Genomic DNA, 16,369 nt, shown 5'->3' with positions numbered 1-16,369 from the left:
CGGTGTTAGTGTGGCGTGGAAACGGCGTCGCACGCCGTGCCGCACCGACCCTCTCTCGAAAGGCGCGCCTGCATGAGTTACATCAAGTCCGCGGCGTTGGAGGAGACGGGATTCGTGATCCTCGACCGCTACGAGCAGGCGAACGACCCGAAGGAATGGCTCGACCTCGAGTACGTCGAGTGGAAGTCATCGGGCGACACCCGGTTCGCGCCCCTCACGAGTGCGAAGGGTGAGATCGAGGTCAACGGCTTCTGGAACCACATGCCCCCGCGCACCGACAAGGACGGTGTCTGGATCGCTTCGCAGGTCGAGAAGGCCCCCACGCTTGCCCGTCGGGCGCAGGAGCCCGGGGCGAACGTGGGGCGCTGCCGTGTGATCGAGCTCAAGCCGACGGAGTATGCGGAGGCTCTCTACAACCTCCACCAGGACGACAACAACCGCCTCAATCCTGATGGCAACGGTTGGATCGTGCGGGGCTTCTTCAACCTGAGCGACGACGCGGATTCCTATCTGATCCTGCGTGAGGAACGCTACGACCCCGACACCGAGGTGCGGATCCCGCTGCCGGCCGGCGCCCAGATCATCGTCGACACGCAGCGCTTCTGGCACGCCGTGTGGCATCCGGGGCCCGAGAACCGCTACTGCCTCATCACGTCGTGGGAGTCCGGACCCCAGCTCGACGCCTATATCGAGAAGTGGCACGGCACGAGCGAGCACACGAGCGCTCCGCTCGACCCCGAGTTGGCCGTGAATGCCGAGAACGAGGTGCAGCGTCGCCTCGCCGAGCGTGCCGCCGCTCTCGCGGAGCGGGGGTCAGGCGGTGCTCGCGAAGCGGCACGCGGCGCCTGGGGCGCGTCCGACGCCTAGCAGAGGCTTATTCCGCGGCCGGGGTGTGATCCTTGATGAGCCCCTCGGCCATGAGCTTGGCCCGCGCACCGGCGCCGCGGTCACCCATCGTGGCCGTGATGATGCTGCCCTTCATGAGGATCTGCAATGAATGGGCGAACTCGTCGAGCTCGACGAGCCCGGCACGTTCTGCGATCCCGCGGATGGTCGAGCGCACCGTATTGAGGTGGGCGATGCTCGCCTTGCCGAGCGGATGCTCCGGCCCCATCTCGAGCAGCACCTTGACGAAGGAGTCACCCTCGAAGTCCTCGCTCGCGAACCACTCGTCGAAGATGTCGAAGATCGCGAGGAGCTGGTCGTCGGGCTTGTCTGAGCGCTTCGCCGCCTCGGCAACGATGAGTTCGGAGGTCCACACCTGCTCGCGCCGGTTGAGGAACGCCTCGGCCAGCTGGTCTTTCGAACTGAAGTGACGGTAGAAGGTCGCGATCGCGACCTTCGAACGACTGATGATCTCGTCGACGCTCACATCGCGGATGCCACGACGAGAGAAGAGGTCGTACGCGGCTTCGAGGATGCGCTCGCGTGCGCCCTGCTTCGGTGTGTCTGTCATGGCCCGCCCCATCCTATCCACATAGGAACGTTCTCTCTACTCGCGTACCGGTCCGTCCACTGCCCCCCGAACGAGGCTAGAGACTTCGTTCTCATCATAGTGAACGTTCTCTATGAATTTGGACTTGACAGAACGCTCTCTCTCCCCCCTATATAGGTATAGAGAGATCGTTCTCATGAGAGGAATCGTTCTCTCGCAGATTGCATCGACAGGAGAGGGACAACGTGAACAAGACTGCCGCCTCAGCTGCAGCACAAATCCCGCACGCCGAAGCAGTTCGTCGGCCTGCTGCCATCGACGCGCGGGTTTCAGATGACGCCGTGCGGGACTACCTGCAGGGCATTGCCGCCATCCCGCTGCTCCTCCCCGAGGAGGAGCCGGAACTGGCCCGCACCATTGAAGCGGGCGTCCTCGCCCGCGAACAGCTCGACGCAGGTGTCGACGACGCAAAGCTGGCTCGCGAGTACCGCCAGCTCGTGCAGGACGGCGAAGCCGCCTACCGCCACTTCGTGCGGGCGAACCTGCGCCTCGTGGTCAGTGTCGCGAAGAACTACCTGGGCCACGGGGTGCCTTTCATGGACCTCATCCAGGAGGGCAACATCGGCCTCGACCGCGCGGTCAAGAAGTTCGACTACGCGAAGGGCTACAAGTTCTCCACCTACGCCACGTGGTGGATCCGGCAGTCGATCAGCCGCTGCATCGCCGACTCGTCGCGGCTCATCCGCATCCCCGTGCACGCGGCCGAGAAGGTTGTGACGGTGCGCAAGCTCTACCGCGAACTCGAAGCCGAGTCGGGGCGCCGCCCCACGATCGAGGAGATCGCCGCCGAGACCGGATTCGCACCGGAGAAGGTGCAGATGTACCTCGATGTCGACCGCGACCCCGTGAGCATCCACACGCCCGTCGGCGACGAACAGGACACCGTGCTCGGTGACCTCATCGAGGATGACCAGCACGCGCCGGTCATCGACATCGTGAGCACGGGCATCCGCCACGAACTCCTGCACAAGTGCATCGCGACCCTGCCGGAGCGCGACGCCAAGGTGCTGAAGCTCCGCTTCGGCATCGACGGTGACGCGCCAATGACCTTCGACCAGGTGGGCGCTGTCTTCGGCATCTCGCGCGAGCGGGTTCGCCAGATCGAGCAGCGGGCACTGCGCGCCCTTCGTGCGCGCGAGTTCAGGGGTGCACTGGCAGACGCTTAAGAGATCCCCGCGGTGGAGATTCGGGTCTCCGCCGCTTCTCCGGCAGGGTGCTGTTCGGGTCAGCACCCCGCCTCTCAAAGGCCCCGGGACCATCGGTCCCGGGGCCTTCTTCGTGCCTCTTAGGCGATGGCGGCGCGGCGGACGAAGCCGAGCGTTGCGACGGCACCCACGAGCGCAACAGCGGCGACGCCCACAAGGGCCGTCGCAAGGTTCCATTCCGCGGCCAGCATCCCGAGCAGTACGGGGCTCAGGGTCGCGCCCATTGCTTTCGCGATCGACTCCGCGGCGGCCGCGCTGCCCCTGATCCCCGGGTACCACGACACAATGACGGCGGGGCTGAGCGGCATGAGCATGCCCGTCAGCACTCCCAGCACGACGAGAGCGGGCACCTGTGCCACGAGAAGCTGCGATGACACGGATGCCGCATAGGCGATGCAGGCGAGCGGCAGCAGCCAGTACACCCGAGCAAGCAACTCCGTCGCGGTGAAGCGCCCCAAGCTCAGCTGGTTGAGGCTGCTGCCGATGAATACGCCGAAGGGGATGAGCACCGCCAAGCCGATGCGCTGCACGAGCGACGGATCGAGATCAGCGAGGATGAGACTGACCCCATAGTGGCCACCCTGGATAATCCATCCGACCCCCGCAGCGCCGAGCAGCAAGCAGAGGGTCGATGGACTCCGCGCTGTGAGAGCGGCCTCACGCACAAGCGCCCGCAACCGCATCCCGAACGAGCCCGTGACGACGATGGACCGCAACGGTGAGTGGTCGGGCATGCGGCGCATCAGGGCCGGCGTGATGCACAGGATGCCCATGCCGTAGAGCGCGACGACGCTGAAGTAGAGCCACGGCAGGGAGAGACCGGCGGCGAGGGCACCGATCGCGAGGCCACTCGCGGCCCCGAAGCTGTTGAAGGTCTGAAGGTTGGAGAAACCACGGTCGCGCGCCCTGGGGTCGTCGCTATGCGCATCCGCCACCAGGATCGAGGCACACAGCATGAGCACGCTCGTGCTGACCCCCGTGAGTATCCGCCCGGCCATGAGCACGGCAACGTTCGGCACCACGATGAGCGTGAGCGAAACCGCGACGTTGACGGCAACCGCCCACGGCAGCACCTTCCGTGCCGGAATGAGGTCGAACAGTGGACCGAAGACGAGCGTGGCGACTGCTGCGGCCGCGTTATAGACCCCAATCGTGAGGCCGACGAGGGCGAGGTCTGCTCCCAGCTGTAGGCCGAGCACGACAGCCACGGGGATGTACCCCAGCTGGGAGAGTGGGGTCAGGAGCACGAGCAGCCCGGGCAGTGGACCCAGCGGATGCCCATGCCGGAGTCGGGGCCTCACGATCCCTCCCCTATGACGGCGACCCGTTCCGGCTCCAGGCCGATGCGCACGACGTCGGTGCGCTGCCGGCCTGAGTAGCTCAGCACAATGTCTCCCGCTGGTGCCCGCACAATCGTCTCGATGAGCAGCAGGGGGGTGCCCACTTGCACCTCGAGCACCTCAGCTGCCGAGGCATCCGCCGCGATCGCCGAGATCGTTCGGGAGGCGCGAAGGCCAGCGTGCCCGAATCGCCCCTCGAGGACTTCGAAGATGTCTCCGTTCGCGTCTGCTGGCTCGAAGACATCATTCCCCCGCAAGGGCACGTGATAGGTGCGCAGCGAGCCCGGTTTGCCGTTGTAGGAGAAGACTCGCTCGAAGATCGCCAGCCTCTCTGCCTCCGGGTCAAACTCTGCCCGCATGGCGGCGGGAATCGTCGTCGTCACCCGCCATCCCACGAGGCGCTCCCAGCGCAGGGCTCCGCCGCCACGCACGACCAGCGAGTCGACGAGGTGATCGGTGCGCCAGCGCGAAGGATCGGTCATGACGTAGGTGCCCACGCCCACGGTTCGGTCGATCAGTCGCTCATCCGCCAGCATCTGGAGGGCGATCCGGGCGGCGTTGCGCGAGCAGTGGAACTGCCGCGCCACCTGCTCATCGGAGGGCAGCCGTTCGTCTTTCTCGAGCGAGTCGACCACGTATTCCGCGAGCAGGTCGCGAAGACGGCGCGCCTCATCCTGCCGCCGGTGCTGCCCGAGGTCGAGGATACGGTCACCCGCCAGGACGCGGGCGACTCGCTGGGGGGCATCCGCCTGCTGCGCCCCAGCGCTCTCGTCTGTCGCAAACATCGCCTAGGCGAAGGCTGGCACGCCGAGGGTGTCGCGCAGCGTCGTGCCCTCGTAGCTCGTGCGGAACCTGCCCCGCCTCTGCAGCTCAGGAATCAGCAGGCCGACGACATCGATGAGGTCGCGCGGCGTCACCTGAGGGTGGGCGATCATGAAGCCACCGCGACTACCGGAGGCCTCGTAGGACTCCTCGAGATAGTCGGCCACCTCCTCAGCGCTGCCCGCGATCGTGTGATCGTAGCCCGTCGCGGTGCGCCAGGCGCTGTCGATCAGCTCATCAGGCGTCATCTCGTAGCCCTCGCCGTATTCGGCGATGAGATCCCGGAAGGTCACAGGGCTCGCATTCTTGGCAATGACCTCCTGCGTGAGTTCAGCGAGGGTGAACCTCGATGGAAGCTGGGAGAAATCGAGGCCGGAGTTGTGCGACATCTGGGCTGCCGCCGCCTCCCGCGGCAGGAGGCCCTGCAGCTGGTCCTTGCGCGCCTTGGCATCGGCACTCGACTGGCCGACGATGAGCTGCAAGTCCCACAGGATGCCGACCTTCTCGGGGTCCCGGCCCGACTCGACGAGCGCCGCGTCGAGCGCGCGTCGGTGCTCAGCCCTGTGCTGGTTCTTGAACGCACCGCCGAAGATCACATCGGCGAAACGGGACGAGGCCTGGATGCCCCGGGGGGAGCCGCCGGCCTGGATGAGCACGGGCGCCTGCTGCGGGCTGGGAACCGTGTTGAGTGGGCCCTTCACCTTGAAGAACTCACCGTCGTGGTTGATGGGAGCGACGAGGGAGGGGTCGGCCACGTGGCCACTTTCGCGGTCCCACTGGTAGGCATCCCGGCCAACGCTCCTCCACAGCGCGGTGCACACCTCGACGAACTCTTCCATGCGCCGGTAGCGGGCGTCATGGTCCATGAGTTCGTCGAAGCCGTAGTTCGCGGCATCCGCCCCACGGCTCGAGGTGACGATGTTGAAGGCCATCCGCCCTTTCGTGATGTGGTCGAGCGAGTTGAGCAGGCGAGCCACATAGAAGGGAGGCAGGAAGGTCGACGAGTAGGTGAGGCCGAAGCCGATGTTGCTTGTCTCCTGCGCGAGAGCCGCGATGAAGGGCGACATGTCCTGGCGTGGGCTGCCGATCCCCCAGCGCACTGCCGCGTCGATTGAGTTCTCGTAGGTCGAGGGGATGCCGGTCCCGTCGCCGAAGAAGATCATGTCCATGCAGCCGCGCTCTGCAGCGAGGGCGAGCTCCTTGTAGACGCGCAGGTCGGGGAAGTTGTAGCCGACCCAGGAGCCCGGGAGCCGCCAGCGGCCCTGGTGGTGGGAGAAGGAAAGGTCGAGCGCGAGGCTCATCTGGTAAGGCATCGTGACTCTTTCTGGTGCTGCCGCCTACGCCGCGATCGCGACGTCGACGTGATCGAGGAGAGGCATGACTTCGGCGCCGAAACGCTCGATTCCCTCGATGAAGTCGTCGAAGGTGAGCATGATGCCGGCTGTCCCGCTGACCGCGGCGAGCCGGTTGAGGTGGTTCGCGATGGTCTGCGGCGAGCCGACGACGGGTGCGCCGCCGCCGTAGAAGGGATTGTTCTTGGCCTGCGCCACCTTCTCCGCGATGGCCGCGCTCGATCCCTCAGTCGACGTGTCGTTGGAATACTCGCGATACATACCCTCGAGCGCTCCTGCGTCGGCACCCTTCGCATAGAGCTCGACCTTGCGCGCGGCATCCGCGTCGGTGTCGCCGATGATCAACATCGAGGAAGCGAAGGACTGCGGGTTCCTGCCCGTGCCAGCCGACTCCCGCATGAGCGCCGAGTGGGATTCCTCGACCTGCTCTGGCGTGGAACCCGCGCCGAAGTGGAAGTCGGCGTACTCGGCGATGAAGCGGCGCCCGCGTGGCGAGGCACCGGCGGAGATGATGTCGATGCGTCCCTTCGGCTTGGGCAGCACCTCACAGTCCTCGACCGCGAAGTGCTCCCCCTTGAAGGTGACGCGTCCTTCCGCCCACGATTCCTTGAGGATGTGCGTGAACTCGCTCAGGTAGTCGTAGCGGTAGCCGTAGTAGTCGTCGCCCGGCCACGCGCCCATCTGGGCGTATTCGCTCCGGTTCCACCCGGCCACGAGATTGAGGCCGAAACGCCCACCCGAGACGTCGTCGACCATCGCCGCCATCTTCGCGGCGACGACGGGGTGGTAGGTGAGTGGCGAGATCGTGGCGTAGAGCTTGATGCGCTCCGTCACGGGCGCGAGCGCCGCCATGAGGGTGAAAGGGTCGATCGTGTGGTCCCAGTGCTGGGTGGTACCCCCGAAGCCGCGGTACTTGAGCATCGCGAGGGCGAAGCCGAAGTCGTACTTCTCGGCGCGCTGCACGATCTCGCGGTTGAGCTCGTAGCTCGGCATGTATTGGGGTGACGACTCGGACAGGATCCATCCGTTGTTGCCGACTGGCAGGAAAACTCCGTAACTGACCATGGTGCTGCCTTCTCTCGGTGGGATCTCGGGTTCAGTGGGTGTCGAAGACGTGCTGGTAGCGGGCCACCGCCGCCTTGATCGCGTCGACCTCCTCCGCCGTCGGGTTGTCGGGGTCGACGGGCACCGGGAGGGAGCCGAACTTGAGGAGGCAGGCCATCAGGAGCATCCGGGCCTTGTGCGCCATGAGGTTGCTGCCCGCGATGACGAGGCCACCCTGGGTCGCCGAGCGGAAGGCGAAGCCTCCCCCTCCCCGCCCGACAGCGACCACGGGCATCCCCCGGAAGAGCGCCTTGCGCAGCGCCGCCGCGAGCGACTCGTAGACACCGCCGTAGGGTGCCGAGCCCTCCGCCACGAAGCCCGCGAGGGCATGGTCGCGGAGGTTCTTCTCGATGCGGGCCAGTACCTCCACCTCGCTGTCCGCGCAGTCGCTGAAGTCGTCCTGGCCATAGTTGACGTACTTCGCGACGGTCACCTTCGGCATCGCCGAGGCGAGCAGCGCCCCCGTATCGTCCTTGACCGCAACCTCGACCGCGGCGAGCGATTCACCCTTGAGCATCGTGCCCACGACCCGATCGGGCAGGCGCGCCAGCGTGAGATCCGAGGAGTGCGTGTGCTTGGCGACCGGCACGAAGGTCAGCACCGGGTCTTCGACCGTGTTGCCGACGACACCGCCCGTGCCGCCCATCGCGACATAGCCACCGGGCCGCGCATCGGCCTTGACGACCTCCCGCGCCGTGAAGACCTGGCCGTTCTGGATCATGACTGCGCCGACGCGATCGAGGCCGTCGCCGTCAGCCCAGACCCTGGAGCTGATGTAGGCGGCCGACTGCACGAGGTTGTGATCGCCGTCGTTGCCGAGCACACCGTGCCCATACTGCGAGCAGTTGCCGACGATCGGAACTGTCGAGTCGGTGAGGAGTCCAAGCCAGTAGACGGTCTCCTCCGTCGTGGGGCTTCCCTCCAACCAGATCGCACCGTCATACTCACCTGTCGCGAGTGTCTGCGACACCACGTTCGTGAGCTTCGCGAGCGTCGAGATCGCCGGCTCCTGGCGCATGGGCATGTAGGGGAAGAAGTCCTCACCGAGCACCTCCGGCTCGATGGGACCCTCGCCCTTGTCGGTGCGCTCATGCTCCGGCTGGCCCTGCGTGTAACCCCCTGAGGGGGCGGCGCGCACGAACTCGTAGTCAGCGAGGCGGCTCATCTGGTTGTTGTGACCAGAGCCGTCGACTGCGTAGCGGTCGATCTCTGCGACGATTCGCGAGGCATCCGGATAGAAGAGCTGGCGAGCCTGCCCATCAACGGAGATCTGGGAGTCCCAGGCCGAGCCGTCTGCCTGACGTGCCGCATAAGGGAGCATGTACGGGCCGTGACCGGGTTCCAGGGTCACCCGGTAGACGGGCTTGCCCCCTGCGACGGACTCAGTGGTGAACTCACCGGATACCGGGTCGATGTATCCGTCGACGTCTCCGTAGAGCCCCTTGGCATCTCCCTCGAGCGGATGCGCGGAGTACGCCTCCACGTAGGCGGTGACGGGCGCGGCGAGCAGCTGCGAACGCACCGTGTCGTAGGAGCCTGCCGCGACGACGGGTGCGAGGCCGCGCTCATTGCGCACGGATGGGCTCGTCACGAGGGCGGGGCTGTTCTGGATCGTTGCGCGTGGCCCCGAAAAGATGACGATCTTGGGCTTGCGTGGTGTCGACATGCTGTCTCCCTGGGGTTGAGTCGGTGTCACTGGAAGTCGAGGGTCAGGATGCCGTCGGCCAGCTCGTCGAAGCCGAGGTTCTCCGCCCCGACGAGGGGGATGAGCACCTCTGCCATCGCCTCGAGCGCTGCCTGGGACTCCTCCGTGAACTCTGAGCGCAGGGCGACTCGGCTCATCTCTCGGAGCTCCGCGATGACCGCGTCATCCGTGATGCCCATGTCGGCCGCCTTGTCGGCCCACACCTGGTCGTCGTCCATGAGGATCTGGTACGCCTCGCGGTACGCGGCGACGAAGGCCTCGACGTTCTCGGGGTTCTCCTCGATGTAGCTGTCGCGGAAGCCGTAGACGAGGTAGGGCACCTCTGCGGGCAGGCCGATGCCCGTCGCCATCTCCTCGAGGGTCGCGATGACGGTGTAGTCGCCCGACGCCGTCATCGATGGGGTCATGTCGTTGTACATCTGGGTCGCGTCGAGTTCACCCTGCCCGATCAGCCCCTGGAGCAGGGCCGGCGAGGGCGACTCCTGCAGGGTGACGGCGGACTCGAGGTCGATGCCGAACTCCTGCTCGGCATAGGCGGAGAGGATGAACCAGTCCGACGAGGTCTTGCCCATGATGCCGAGGCGCTTGCCGTCGAGGTCGCCGATGTCCTCCACGCCAGAGTCCTTCGACGCCACGACCGTGTTGACCCAGCTCGTGAAAGGGGCGACAGCGGTCGTGTCGACTCCGGCGGCCTTGAGGTTGGTGAGCACATTCCACGAGGTCGTCATCGCGTCACCCTCGCCCGTGCGATAGACGGTCTGGGCATCGTTGGTGTCGACGATCTTCAGCTCGAAGCCGTACTTCTCGTCAAGACCCATGTGCTCGATGACATAGGCAGGAAAGGCCTGCGTGCCGCTGGGGCTGACGAGCAGTTCGACGACTCCCCCGTTGCCGATCGCGTCATCGCCGGTGGGGCCGGCCGCCACTTCGGGCGCGGAGCATGCAGTGAGGAGGAGTGCGCTGAATCCGAGGGCGACAAAGCCCTTGGCTGTGGACGTGGTGGTCATGTGTGCCTCAGTTCTCTCGTGGTGGTGCTCTCGTGGTGGAGTGGTGCTCGTTCCTGGTGTTTCGGAGTGGGATTCGGATGCTGCGGAACTCAGTCGGGGCTGTCACCGATGACGGTCACGAGGCGCTGGACGACCTCGCGGCTCGCCTCGAACACCTCGGCGCTCTCGTTGGACCGCGGGCGCTCGAGCCAACCGAGGCCGATCTCGTCGGCGAATGTGCTCTCGGGGCCGCGCTTCATGATGAGGATGCGGTCGGCGAGGTAGGTGGCCTCGAAGGAGTTGTGGGTGACGAACACGACGGTCGTGCGATGCTGCGCCCAGATCTCGAGCAGTTCCGTGCGGAGTCGACGGGCGGAGAGCTCGTCGAGGGCGCTGAAGGGCTCGTCCATGTAGAGCACTTCGGGTTCGATGCTGAAGGCGCGGGCGATGGAGGTGCGCTGCTGCATTCCACCCGACAGCTGGCCCGGGTAGAGGTGCTTGAACTGGAGCATCCCGACCATGGCGAGGTAGTGGTCGACTCGCTCCGCCCATTCCTGCTGCGGGTAGCCGGCCGCCTTGAGTGCGAACTCCAGGTTGCCCTGCACCGTGCGCCACGGCAGCAGGCGGGCCTCTTGGAAGATGTAGGCGCTGCGCACTCCCCCGATCCGGGGATCCGTCACGTCGATGCCGTGCACGCGGGCCTCACCCTGGAAGTCGGTGTCGAGGCCCGAGAGGATGTTGAGGAAGGTGGACTTGCCACAGCCGGAGGGTCCCAGGATGCAGACGAACTCGCCCTCGGCTGCGGTGAAGCTCGCCTCCTTGAGCACGATGCGGCGAGGTTCCCCGCGCCGGCCGGGGTATGACTTCTCGATACCGAGGCACTCGATCGCGGCACTCGGAGGGGCGGCGCGGACGGCGTCGGGGAGCGTGGGGGTGGAGACCGTCTGTACGACTGCTGACTGGAACACGGTGGGCATCCTTACTGTCGTTGGTGTCGCGGGGATGGGTCAGGACTTGCTGGGCGATCGCCGCCAGTGGAAGAGCTTGTGCTCGATGAATCCGAAGATGCCCATCTCGATGACGAGCATGATGATGAGGAACCCGATCGCGTACGCGAGTACCTGCGTCATGTTGAACAACATGTAGTAGTGCTGCACCTGGTAGCCGACGCCGTCGCTGCGGCCCAGCAGCTCGATGAAGAGGATCATCTTCCACACCAGGCCGAGCCCGAAGCGCGCGGAGGCGAGGAGCGTTGGGGCGAGCTGCGGCAGCACCACCGAGCGAATGATCGTGAAGCGCGAGTTGCGGAACGCCTTGGCCATGTCGATCAGCCGGCTGTCGATGCTCTTGACGCCCTCCCAGACGTTGACGGTCAGCATCGGGATCGTGACGAGTGCTGCGGCGACGATCGTGCCGGTCTCGTTCATGCCGACCGTCATGAACACGACGATGATCGTGACAAGTGCGGGGATTGTCATGCCGATGACGAGCCAGGAGTCGAAGAACTTCTCGATGCGCGAGTTCATCCCCATGAGCACGCCGAGCACGCTCGCGACAATCATCGCGACGCAGAATGCGCCGACCACACGACCGAGGGTCACGACCAGATGGGGCCAAATGTCGCCGTTCGCCATGATCTTGATGAGCTGCTCGACGACCAGGACGGGCCCCGGGAGCACGGTCGACGGCAGGAGCATGGATCCGAGCATCCAGAGCAGCAGCAGGGTGATGACCGAGGCCGTTCGGGTGAGGTGGTCGCCGCTGAGCCTGCGCAGGAGTGAGGGACGGTCGGAGGCGCCGCCACCCGTGGGTGCGTGAGCGCCCGTCGCAGGGGCCGCGGTGCCGGTGGTCACGAGAGGTTGGGTCACTGTCGCTCCGATCTGCATCAGTTCGTCAACGCAAGGATCGAGCGGCGCTGCTCGGTCGACGCTCCGTCGACTGGCTCGAAGCTATCCAGCGTCTGTTTCCCTGCCATTGCGGAGTTGTGACGGATTGCTGCGCCATCGAACTCCGGTAACGCAGGCCCGTGTACACGGGGTGCGCCGCGATTGCGCCACTCAGCGCCGACGCGTCGAGAGCGGAACGAGCTTCACTACAATCTCCAGCGACTCCGAAAAACCGACCGGCCGGTAGGCCATTTGCCGCGGCACGAAAGGACGTTCCATGGAGAGCGACGAACTCACCGACATCCTCCAGACCGTGCGCGGGTTCGTGCGCGAGCAGGTGGTCCCCCGCGAGGAGGAGATCGAGGAGCTCGACGCGATCCCCGACGAGCTGCGGCGCGAGGCCGCCGAGATGGGACTCTTCGGCTTCTCGCTCCCCGAGGAGTACGGGGGCCTGGGCCTCAGCATGCACGAGGAGGTGCAGCTCGCCTTCGAGCTTGGCTACACGACCCCGGCGTTCCGCTCCATGTTCGGCACCAACAACGGCATCGCCGGCCAGGTGCTCGTCAACTACGGCACGGCGGAGCAGAAGGCCAAGTGGTTGCCGAGGCTCGCGTCCGGCGAGACGATTGCCTGCTTCGCCCTCACCGAGGCTGAGGCAGGCTCCGACCCGAGCGGGATGCGCACGACCGCCGTGCGCGAGGGCGACGAATACGTCATCTCGGGCTCGAAGCGCTTCATCACCAACGCGGACCTCTCGCAGGTGCTCGTCGTCTTCGCCCGCACCGACGCATCCGCCAAGGGCTCCGCCGGCATCTCCGCCTTCCTTGTCGACGCGGATGCCGCGGGCGTGACGATCGGACCGCACGACAAGAAGATGGGCCAGGAAGGCACCTGGACCTCCGAACTCTTCTTCGACGGTGTGCGCGTGGGGCTCGATCGGCTCGTGGGCGGAGCGGAGGAGGTCGGGTTCAAGGCCGCCATGGCGTCACTCGCGAAGGGCCGCCTCCACATCGCCGCGATCTGTGTCGGACAGGCGCAGCGCATCCTCGACGAGTCCGTTGCCTATGCCGCCGAGGCCAAGCAGGGCGGCACGTCGATCGGAACCTTCCAGCTCGTGCAGGCCATGCTCGCCGAGTCGTACGCCGAACTGCTCGCCGCACGCGAGATGGTGCTTGGCGTCGCCCGCCGCTACGACACGGGTGAGGACCGCAAGCTTGGCCCGTCGTCAGCCAAGCTCTTCGCAAGCGAGATGCTCGGCCGTGTCGCCGACCGCGGCGTGCAGGTGCACGGCGGGCTCGGTTACATGCGCACCGTGCCGGTCGAGCGTTTCTACCGCGCGGCCCGCCTCTTCCGCATCTACGAGGGCACGAGCGAGGTGCAGAAGCTCGTGATCGCGCGGCAGCTGCTCGCGGCCGCGAAAGAGTCCTCTAGCCCTTCGGTCATGCGCGCGATGGGGAAGCCCCAAGCAGCTCGCTGAGGCGAGCTGCCGCGGTCGCCAGAGCCTCGACCGCTGCAGGGAGTGAAGCGTCACTGATGCGCGCCGCAGGTCCCGAGATCGAGACGGCCGTCGGCACGGGCGCGCCCGGCACGGCCACCGCGATGCACCGCACGCCAACCTCCTGCTCTCCGTCGTCGATCGTGAAGCCCCGGCGCCGCGACGCACGGAGGTCTGTGAGGAGCGCCGACTCGGTCGTGAGGGTCGAGTCGGTGAAGCGCGGCATCCCCGTGCGCCGCACGAGCTCCGTGACCCGCTGCTGCGGCAGCGTCGCGAGGATCGCCTTGCCGACCCCGCTCGCGTGGGGCAGCACGCGCCGTCCCGCCTCCGTGAACATGCGCATGTGGTGGCGGGATGCCCGCTGCGCCACGTATGCCACCAGGTCTCCGTCGAGCACGGCGAGGTTCGCGGTCTCCTCGGTTGCTCGCTCGAGTTCCTCGAGCACGGGCCCCGCGATGACGGCAGCCTGGGGAGTCGCCCGGCTTCCCAAGGTGATGAGCGCGGGGCCGAGGGCGTAGCGACGGTCGTCCGTCTGGCGGGCATAGCCGAGCGAGGTGAGCGTGGCGAGGAGCCGGTGCGTCGTCGAGGGGGCGAGCTCGGCGCGGGACGCGACATCCGCCACCGTCGCATCGCCGGGTGCATCGGCGAGCGCTTCGAGCACCCGGAACGCCCGCACGACCGACTGGACTCCGCTGGGCTCCTGCGGCACGACCCACCCCATTCCACATCATGGAACGGATGCCCCATTCCTACGACTCGAAGCCTAGGGTAACCAGCACCACCACCGAGCCACGAAAAGGAGACGCATGAGCGCCTACGTCACGAGGAGCGACCTTTCGGTTGCGCCGCAGATCGCCGAGTTCGCCGAGGAGACGCTCGCGTCGTTCGGGCGGGACAGCGGGGCGTTCTGGGAGGGCGTGAGCCGAATCATCCGGGACCTGACCCCCATCAACGAGCAGCTGCTGCGCGTGCGCGACGAACTGCAGGCGCAGATCGACGAGTACCACCGCGCGAACCCCGGGCGGCCGAACGCGGCGGAGTACCGCGCATTCCTCGAGGAGATCGGTTACCTGCAGCCCGAACCCGCCTCGGTGCAGGTCACGACCCAGAACGTCGACCCCGAGATCGCGAGCATCGCCGGGCCGCAACTGGTCGTGCCACTGCTCAACGCCCGCTTCGCGATCAACGCCGCCAACGCGCGCTGGGGCTCCTACTACGACGCGCTCTACGGCACGGATGCGATCAGCACGGAGGGCGAACTGGCCCCCGGCAAGGGATACAACGAGGCACGCGGCGCCCAGGTGATCGCCCGCGGCCGCGAGCTGCTCGACCTCGTCGCGCCGCTCGCGGAGGGTTCGCACGCGCAGGCGACCGCCTACCGCGTCGAAGGCGAACGCCTGGTGGTCGAGCTCGACGGCACCAGCTCGACGACGGATGCCTTCGCCGGCTACGTGGGCGAGGCATCCGCCCCGTCCCGCGTGCTGCTGAAGCACAACGGCCTGCACATCGAAATCGTCATCGACCGCGACGGCACCATTGGCTCGACGGATGCCGCGGGCGTGCAGGACATCGTGCTCGAATCCGCCATCACGACGATCATGGACCTCGAGGATTCCGTCGCCGCTGTCGACGCGGAGGACAAGTCGCTCGGCTACCGCAACTGGCGCGGACTCATGGACCGCACCCTCTCGGAGGAGGTCAGCAAGGGCGGCAGCTCCTTCACCCGCGTGCTTGCGGAGGACCGCGAGTACACGACCCCGAGTGGCGGCACGCTCACCCTCCCCGGCCGCTCGACGCTCTTCATCCGCAACGTCGGCCACCTCATGCGCACCGACGCGGTGAAGGATGCCGCAGGCAATGAAGTCTTCGAGGGAATCCTCGACGCCATCATGACGGCGCTCGGCTCGCTTGCCGACCTCGAGGGCGATAAAGCGGGCGGCAACTCCCGCGCGGGATCGATGTACATCGTGAAGCCCAAGATGCACGGGCCCGACGAGGTCGCGTTCGCCGTGCGCCTCTTCGGCGCCGTCGAGGAGTTGCTCGGCCTGCCGGCCCGCACGCTCAAGGTCGGCATCATGGACGAGGAGCGCCGCACCTCGGCCAACCTCGCGGGCTGCATCGCCGCGGCATCCGATCGGGTCGTCTTCATCAACACGGGCTTCCTTGACCGCACGGGCGACGAGATTCACACCTCCATGCAGGCGGGACCGCTCGCACCCAAGAGCACCATGCGCGCGCAGCCGTTCATGAAGGTCTACGAGGCGCGCAACGTCGGCATCGGTGTCGACACGGGGCTCGACGGCCGCGGTCAGATCGGCAAGGGCATGTGGGCGATGCCCGACCTCATGGCCGACATGCTCGAGCAGAAGGGTGCGCACGTTGAAGCCGGGGCCTCCACCGCCTGGGTGCCCTCCCCCACCGCCGCGACCCTGCACGCGACGCACTACCACCGCATCGACGCCTTCGCCGCTCGGGCGGCGCTGCCGAAGGTCGGCGCCGACAGCCTCGACGTGCTGCTGCAGGTGCCGCTTGCGAGCGAGGGCGAACTCACGCCCGAGGTCGTGCAGAACGAGGTCGACAACAACGTGCAATCGATCCTCGGCTACGTGGTGCGCTGGATCGACCAGGGCGTCGGATGCTCGAAGGTGCCCGACATCCACGGCGTCGCCCTCATGGAGGACCGCGCGACCCTCCGCATCTCGAGCCAGCTGCTCGCCAACTGGCTCACGCACGGGCTCATCACGGAAGCCCAGATCGACGAGGCGATTGACAAGTACTCGATCGTCGTCGACGAGCAGAACGCGGGCGACCCCTTCTATGAGGAGCTGACGAAGAACTCCGCCAACAACATCGCGCGGGAGGCCGCGCGTCGGCTCATCGTCGAGGGCGCCTCGCAGCCGAGCGGCTACACGGAGCCGATCCTGCACGAGCTGCGTCGCCGCAAGAAGGCCGCAAACCTCGTCTGAGCACGATGTGGGA

General features: G+C 66.6%; 14 protein-coding genes. 4 read left to right on the top strand and 10 right to left on the bottom strand.

Annotation, left to right across the window (positions count from 1 at the left end; genetic code table 11):
• Positions 1–72: 72 nt before the first annotated feature.
• A complete protein-coding gene (locus tag FVA74_RS02600) occupies positions 73–867 on the top strand; it encodes a hypothetical protein (RefSeq protein WP_147720232.1) in 795 nt (264 codons plus the stop codon).
• A gap of 7 nt (positions 868–874) precedes the next feature.
• On the opposite strand, the gene FVA74_RS02595 is transcribed toward FVA74_RS02600, so the two are convergent.
• Entirely contained in the window at positions 875–1,456 is a 582-nt protein-coding gene (locus FVA74_RS02595) for a TetR/AcrR family transcriptional regulator (protein ID WP_147720231.1), read from the bottom strand.
• A gap of 224 nt (positions 1,457–1,680) precedes the next feature.
• On the opposite strand from FVA74_RS02595, the gene FVA74_RS02590 reads away from it, so the two are divergent.
• Positions 1,681–2,661 (top strand): RNA polymerase sigma factor RpoD/SigA, encoded by a 981-nt coding sequence (locus FVA74_RS02590; protein ID WP_168220032.1) that lies wholly within the window; start codon positions 1,681–1,683, stop codon positions 2,659–2,661.
• 119 nt (positions 2,662–2,780) lie between these two features.
• Here FVA74_RS02590 and FVA74_RS02585 read toward each other — a convergent pair whose 3' ends face one another.
• The 8 genes from FVA74_RS02585 to FVA74_RS02550 all read right to left on the bottom strand — a co-directional run bounded on the left by FVA74_RS02585 (position 2,781) and on the right by FVA74_RS02550 (position 11,877).
• Entirely contained in the window at positions 2,781–4,001 is a 1,221-nt protein-coding gene (locus FVA74_RS02585; RefSeq protein WP_168220031.1) for an MFS transporter, read from the bottom strand.
• Positions 3,998–4,825, bottom strand: coding sequence for a GntR family transcriptional regulator (locus FVA74_RS02580; RefSeq protein ID WP_147720228.1), 828 nt, complete (start codon positions 4,823–4,825; stop codon positions 3,998–4,000). Before FVA74_RS02580 ends, FVA74_RS02585 begins: the two co-directional genes overlap by 4 nt.
• A gap of 3 nt (positions 4,826–4,828) precedes the next feature.
• Entirely contained in the window at positions 4,829–6,175 is a 1,347-nt protein-coding gene (locus tag FVA74_RS02575; RefSeq protein ID WP_147720227.1) for an NtaA/DmoA family FMN-dependent monooxygenase, read from the bottom strand.
• A gap of 24 nt (positions 6,176–6,199) precedes the next feature.
• The gene (locus FVA74_RS02570) at positions 6,200–7,279 is read right to left on the bottom strand and encodes an LLM class flavin-dependent oxidoreductase (protein ID WP_147720226.1); all 1,080 of its coding nucleotides are present in this window, start codon (positions 7,277–7,279) and stop codon (positions 6,200–6,202) included.
• 31 nt (positions 7,280–7,310) lie between these two features.
• Positions 7,311–8,984: an asparaginase domain-containing protein gene (locus FVA74_RS02565; protein ID WP_147720225.1), complete on the bottom strand. Its 1,674-nt coding sequence runs from the start codon at positions 8,982–8,984 to the stop codon at positions 7,311–7,313.
• Between the two features lie 26 nt (positions 8,985–9,010).
• Entirely contained in the window at positions 9,011–10,030 is a 1,020-nt protein-coding gene (locus FVA74_RS02560; protein WP_147720224.1) for an ABC transporter substrate-binding protein, read from the bottom strand.
• 89 nt (positions 10,031–10,119) lie between these two features.
• Positions 10,120–10,977, bottom strand: coding sequence for an ABC transporter ATP-binding protein (locus tag FVA74_RS02555; RefSeq protein ID WP_168220030.1), 858 nt, complete (start codon positions 10,975–10,977; stop codon positions 10,120–10,122).
• Positions 10,978–11,016: 39 nt separating this feature from the next.
• Positions 11,017–11,877 (bottom strand): ABC transporter permease, encoded by an 861-nt coding sequence (locus FVA74_RS02550; protein WP_168220029.1) that lies wholly within the window; start codon positions 11,875–11,877, stop codon positions 11,017–11,019.
• A 295-nt stretch (positions 11,878–12,172) separates the two neighbouring features.
• Here FVA74_RS02550 and FVA74_RS02545 point away from each other — a divergent pair, with 295 nt between their 5' ends.
• A complete protein-coding gene (locus tag FVA74_RS02545) occupies positions 12,173–13,372 on the top strand; it encodes an acyl-CoA dehydrogenase family protein (protein WP_147720221.1) in 1,200 nt (399 codons plus the stop codon).
• Here the strand turns inward: FVA74_RS02545 and FVA74_RS02540 are convergent.
• Complete coding sequence (locus tag FVA74_RS02540; protein ID WP_147720220.1) at positions 13,335–14,111, bottom strand: IclR family transcriptional regulator; 777 nt, start codon at positions 14,109–14,111, stop codon at positions 13,335–13,337. The genes FVA74_RS02545 and FVA74_RS02540 overlap by 38 nt on opposite strands.
• Positions 14,112–14,196: 85 nt before the next feature.
• On the opposite strand from FVA74_RS02540, the gene FVA74_RS02535 reads away from it, so the two are divergent.
• Positions 14,197–16,356 (top strand): malate synthase G, encoded by a 2,160-nt coding sequence (locus FVA74_RS02535; RefSeq protein ID WP_147720219.1) that lies wholly within the window; start codon positions 14,197–14,199, stop codon positions 16,354–16,356.
• The last annotated feature ends 13 nt before the right edge of the window (positions 16,357–16,369 follow it).

Origin of the sequence: Salinibacterium sp. dk2585, from assembly GCF_008001035.1 — a bacterium.
GTDB lineage: Bacteria > Actinomycetota > Actinomycetes > Actinomycetales > Microbacteriaceae > Homoserinimonas.
The sequence above is the reverse complement of the archived record's forward strand: the minus strand, read 5'-3'. Positions and strand labels throughout refer to the sequence as shown.

Bases quoted from the DNA above. Each gene is read 5' to 3' on its own strand.
- FVA74_RS02560 (WP_147720224.1), bottom strand. From the start codon at position 10,030: ATGACCACCACGTCCACAGCCAAGGGCTTTGTCGCCCTCGGATTCAGC.
- FVA74_RS02535 (WP_147720219.1), top strand. From the start codon at position 14,197: ATGAGCGCCTACGTCACGAGGAGCGACCTTTCGGTTGCGCCGCAGATC.
- FVA74_RS02545 (WP_147720221.1), top strand. From the start codon at position 12,173: ATGGAGAGCGACGAACTCACCGACATCCTCCAGACCGTGCGCGGGTTC.
- FVA74_RS02580 (WP_147720228.1), bottom strand. From the start codon at position 4,825: ATGTTTGCGACAGACGAGAGCGCTGGGGCGCAGCAGGCGGATGCCCCC.
- FVA74_RS02565 (WP_147720225.1), bottom strand. From the start codon at position 8,984: ATGTCGACACCACGCAAGCCCAAGATCGTCATCTTTTCGGGGCCACGC.
- FVA74_RS02540 (WP_147720220.1), bottom strand. From the start codon at position 14,111: ATGGGGTGGGTCGTGCCGCAGGAGCCCAGCGGAGTCCAGTCGGTCGTG.
- FVA74_RS02600 (WP_147720232.1), top strand. From the start codon at position 73: ATGAGTTACATCAAGTCCGCGGCGTTGGAGGAGACGGGATTCGTGATC.
- FVA74_RS02575 (WP_147720227.1), bottom strand. From the start codon at position 6,175: ATGCCTTACCAGATGAGCCTCGCGCTCGACCTTTCCTTCTCCCACCAC.
- FVA74_RS02595 (WP_147720231.1), bottom strand. From the start codon at position 1,456: ATGACAGACACACCGAAGCAGGGCGCACGCGAGCGCATCCTCGAAGCC.
- FVA74_RS02570 (WP_147720226.1), bottom strand. From the start codon at position 7,279: ATGGTCAGTTACGGAGTTTTCCTGCCAGTCGGCAACAACGGATGGATC.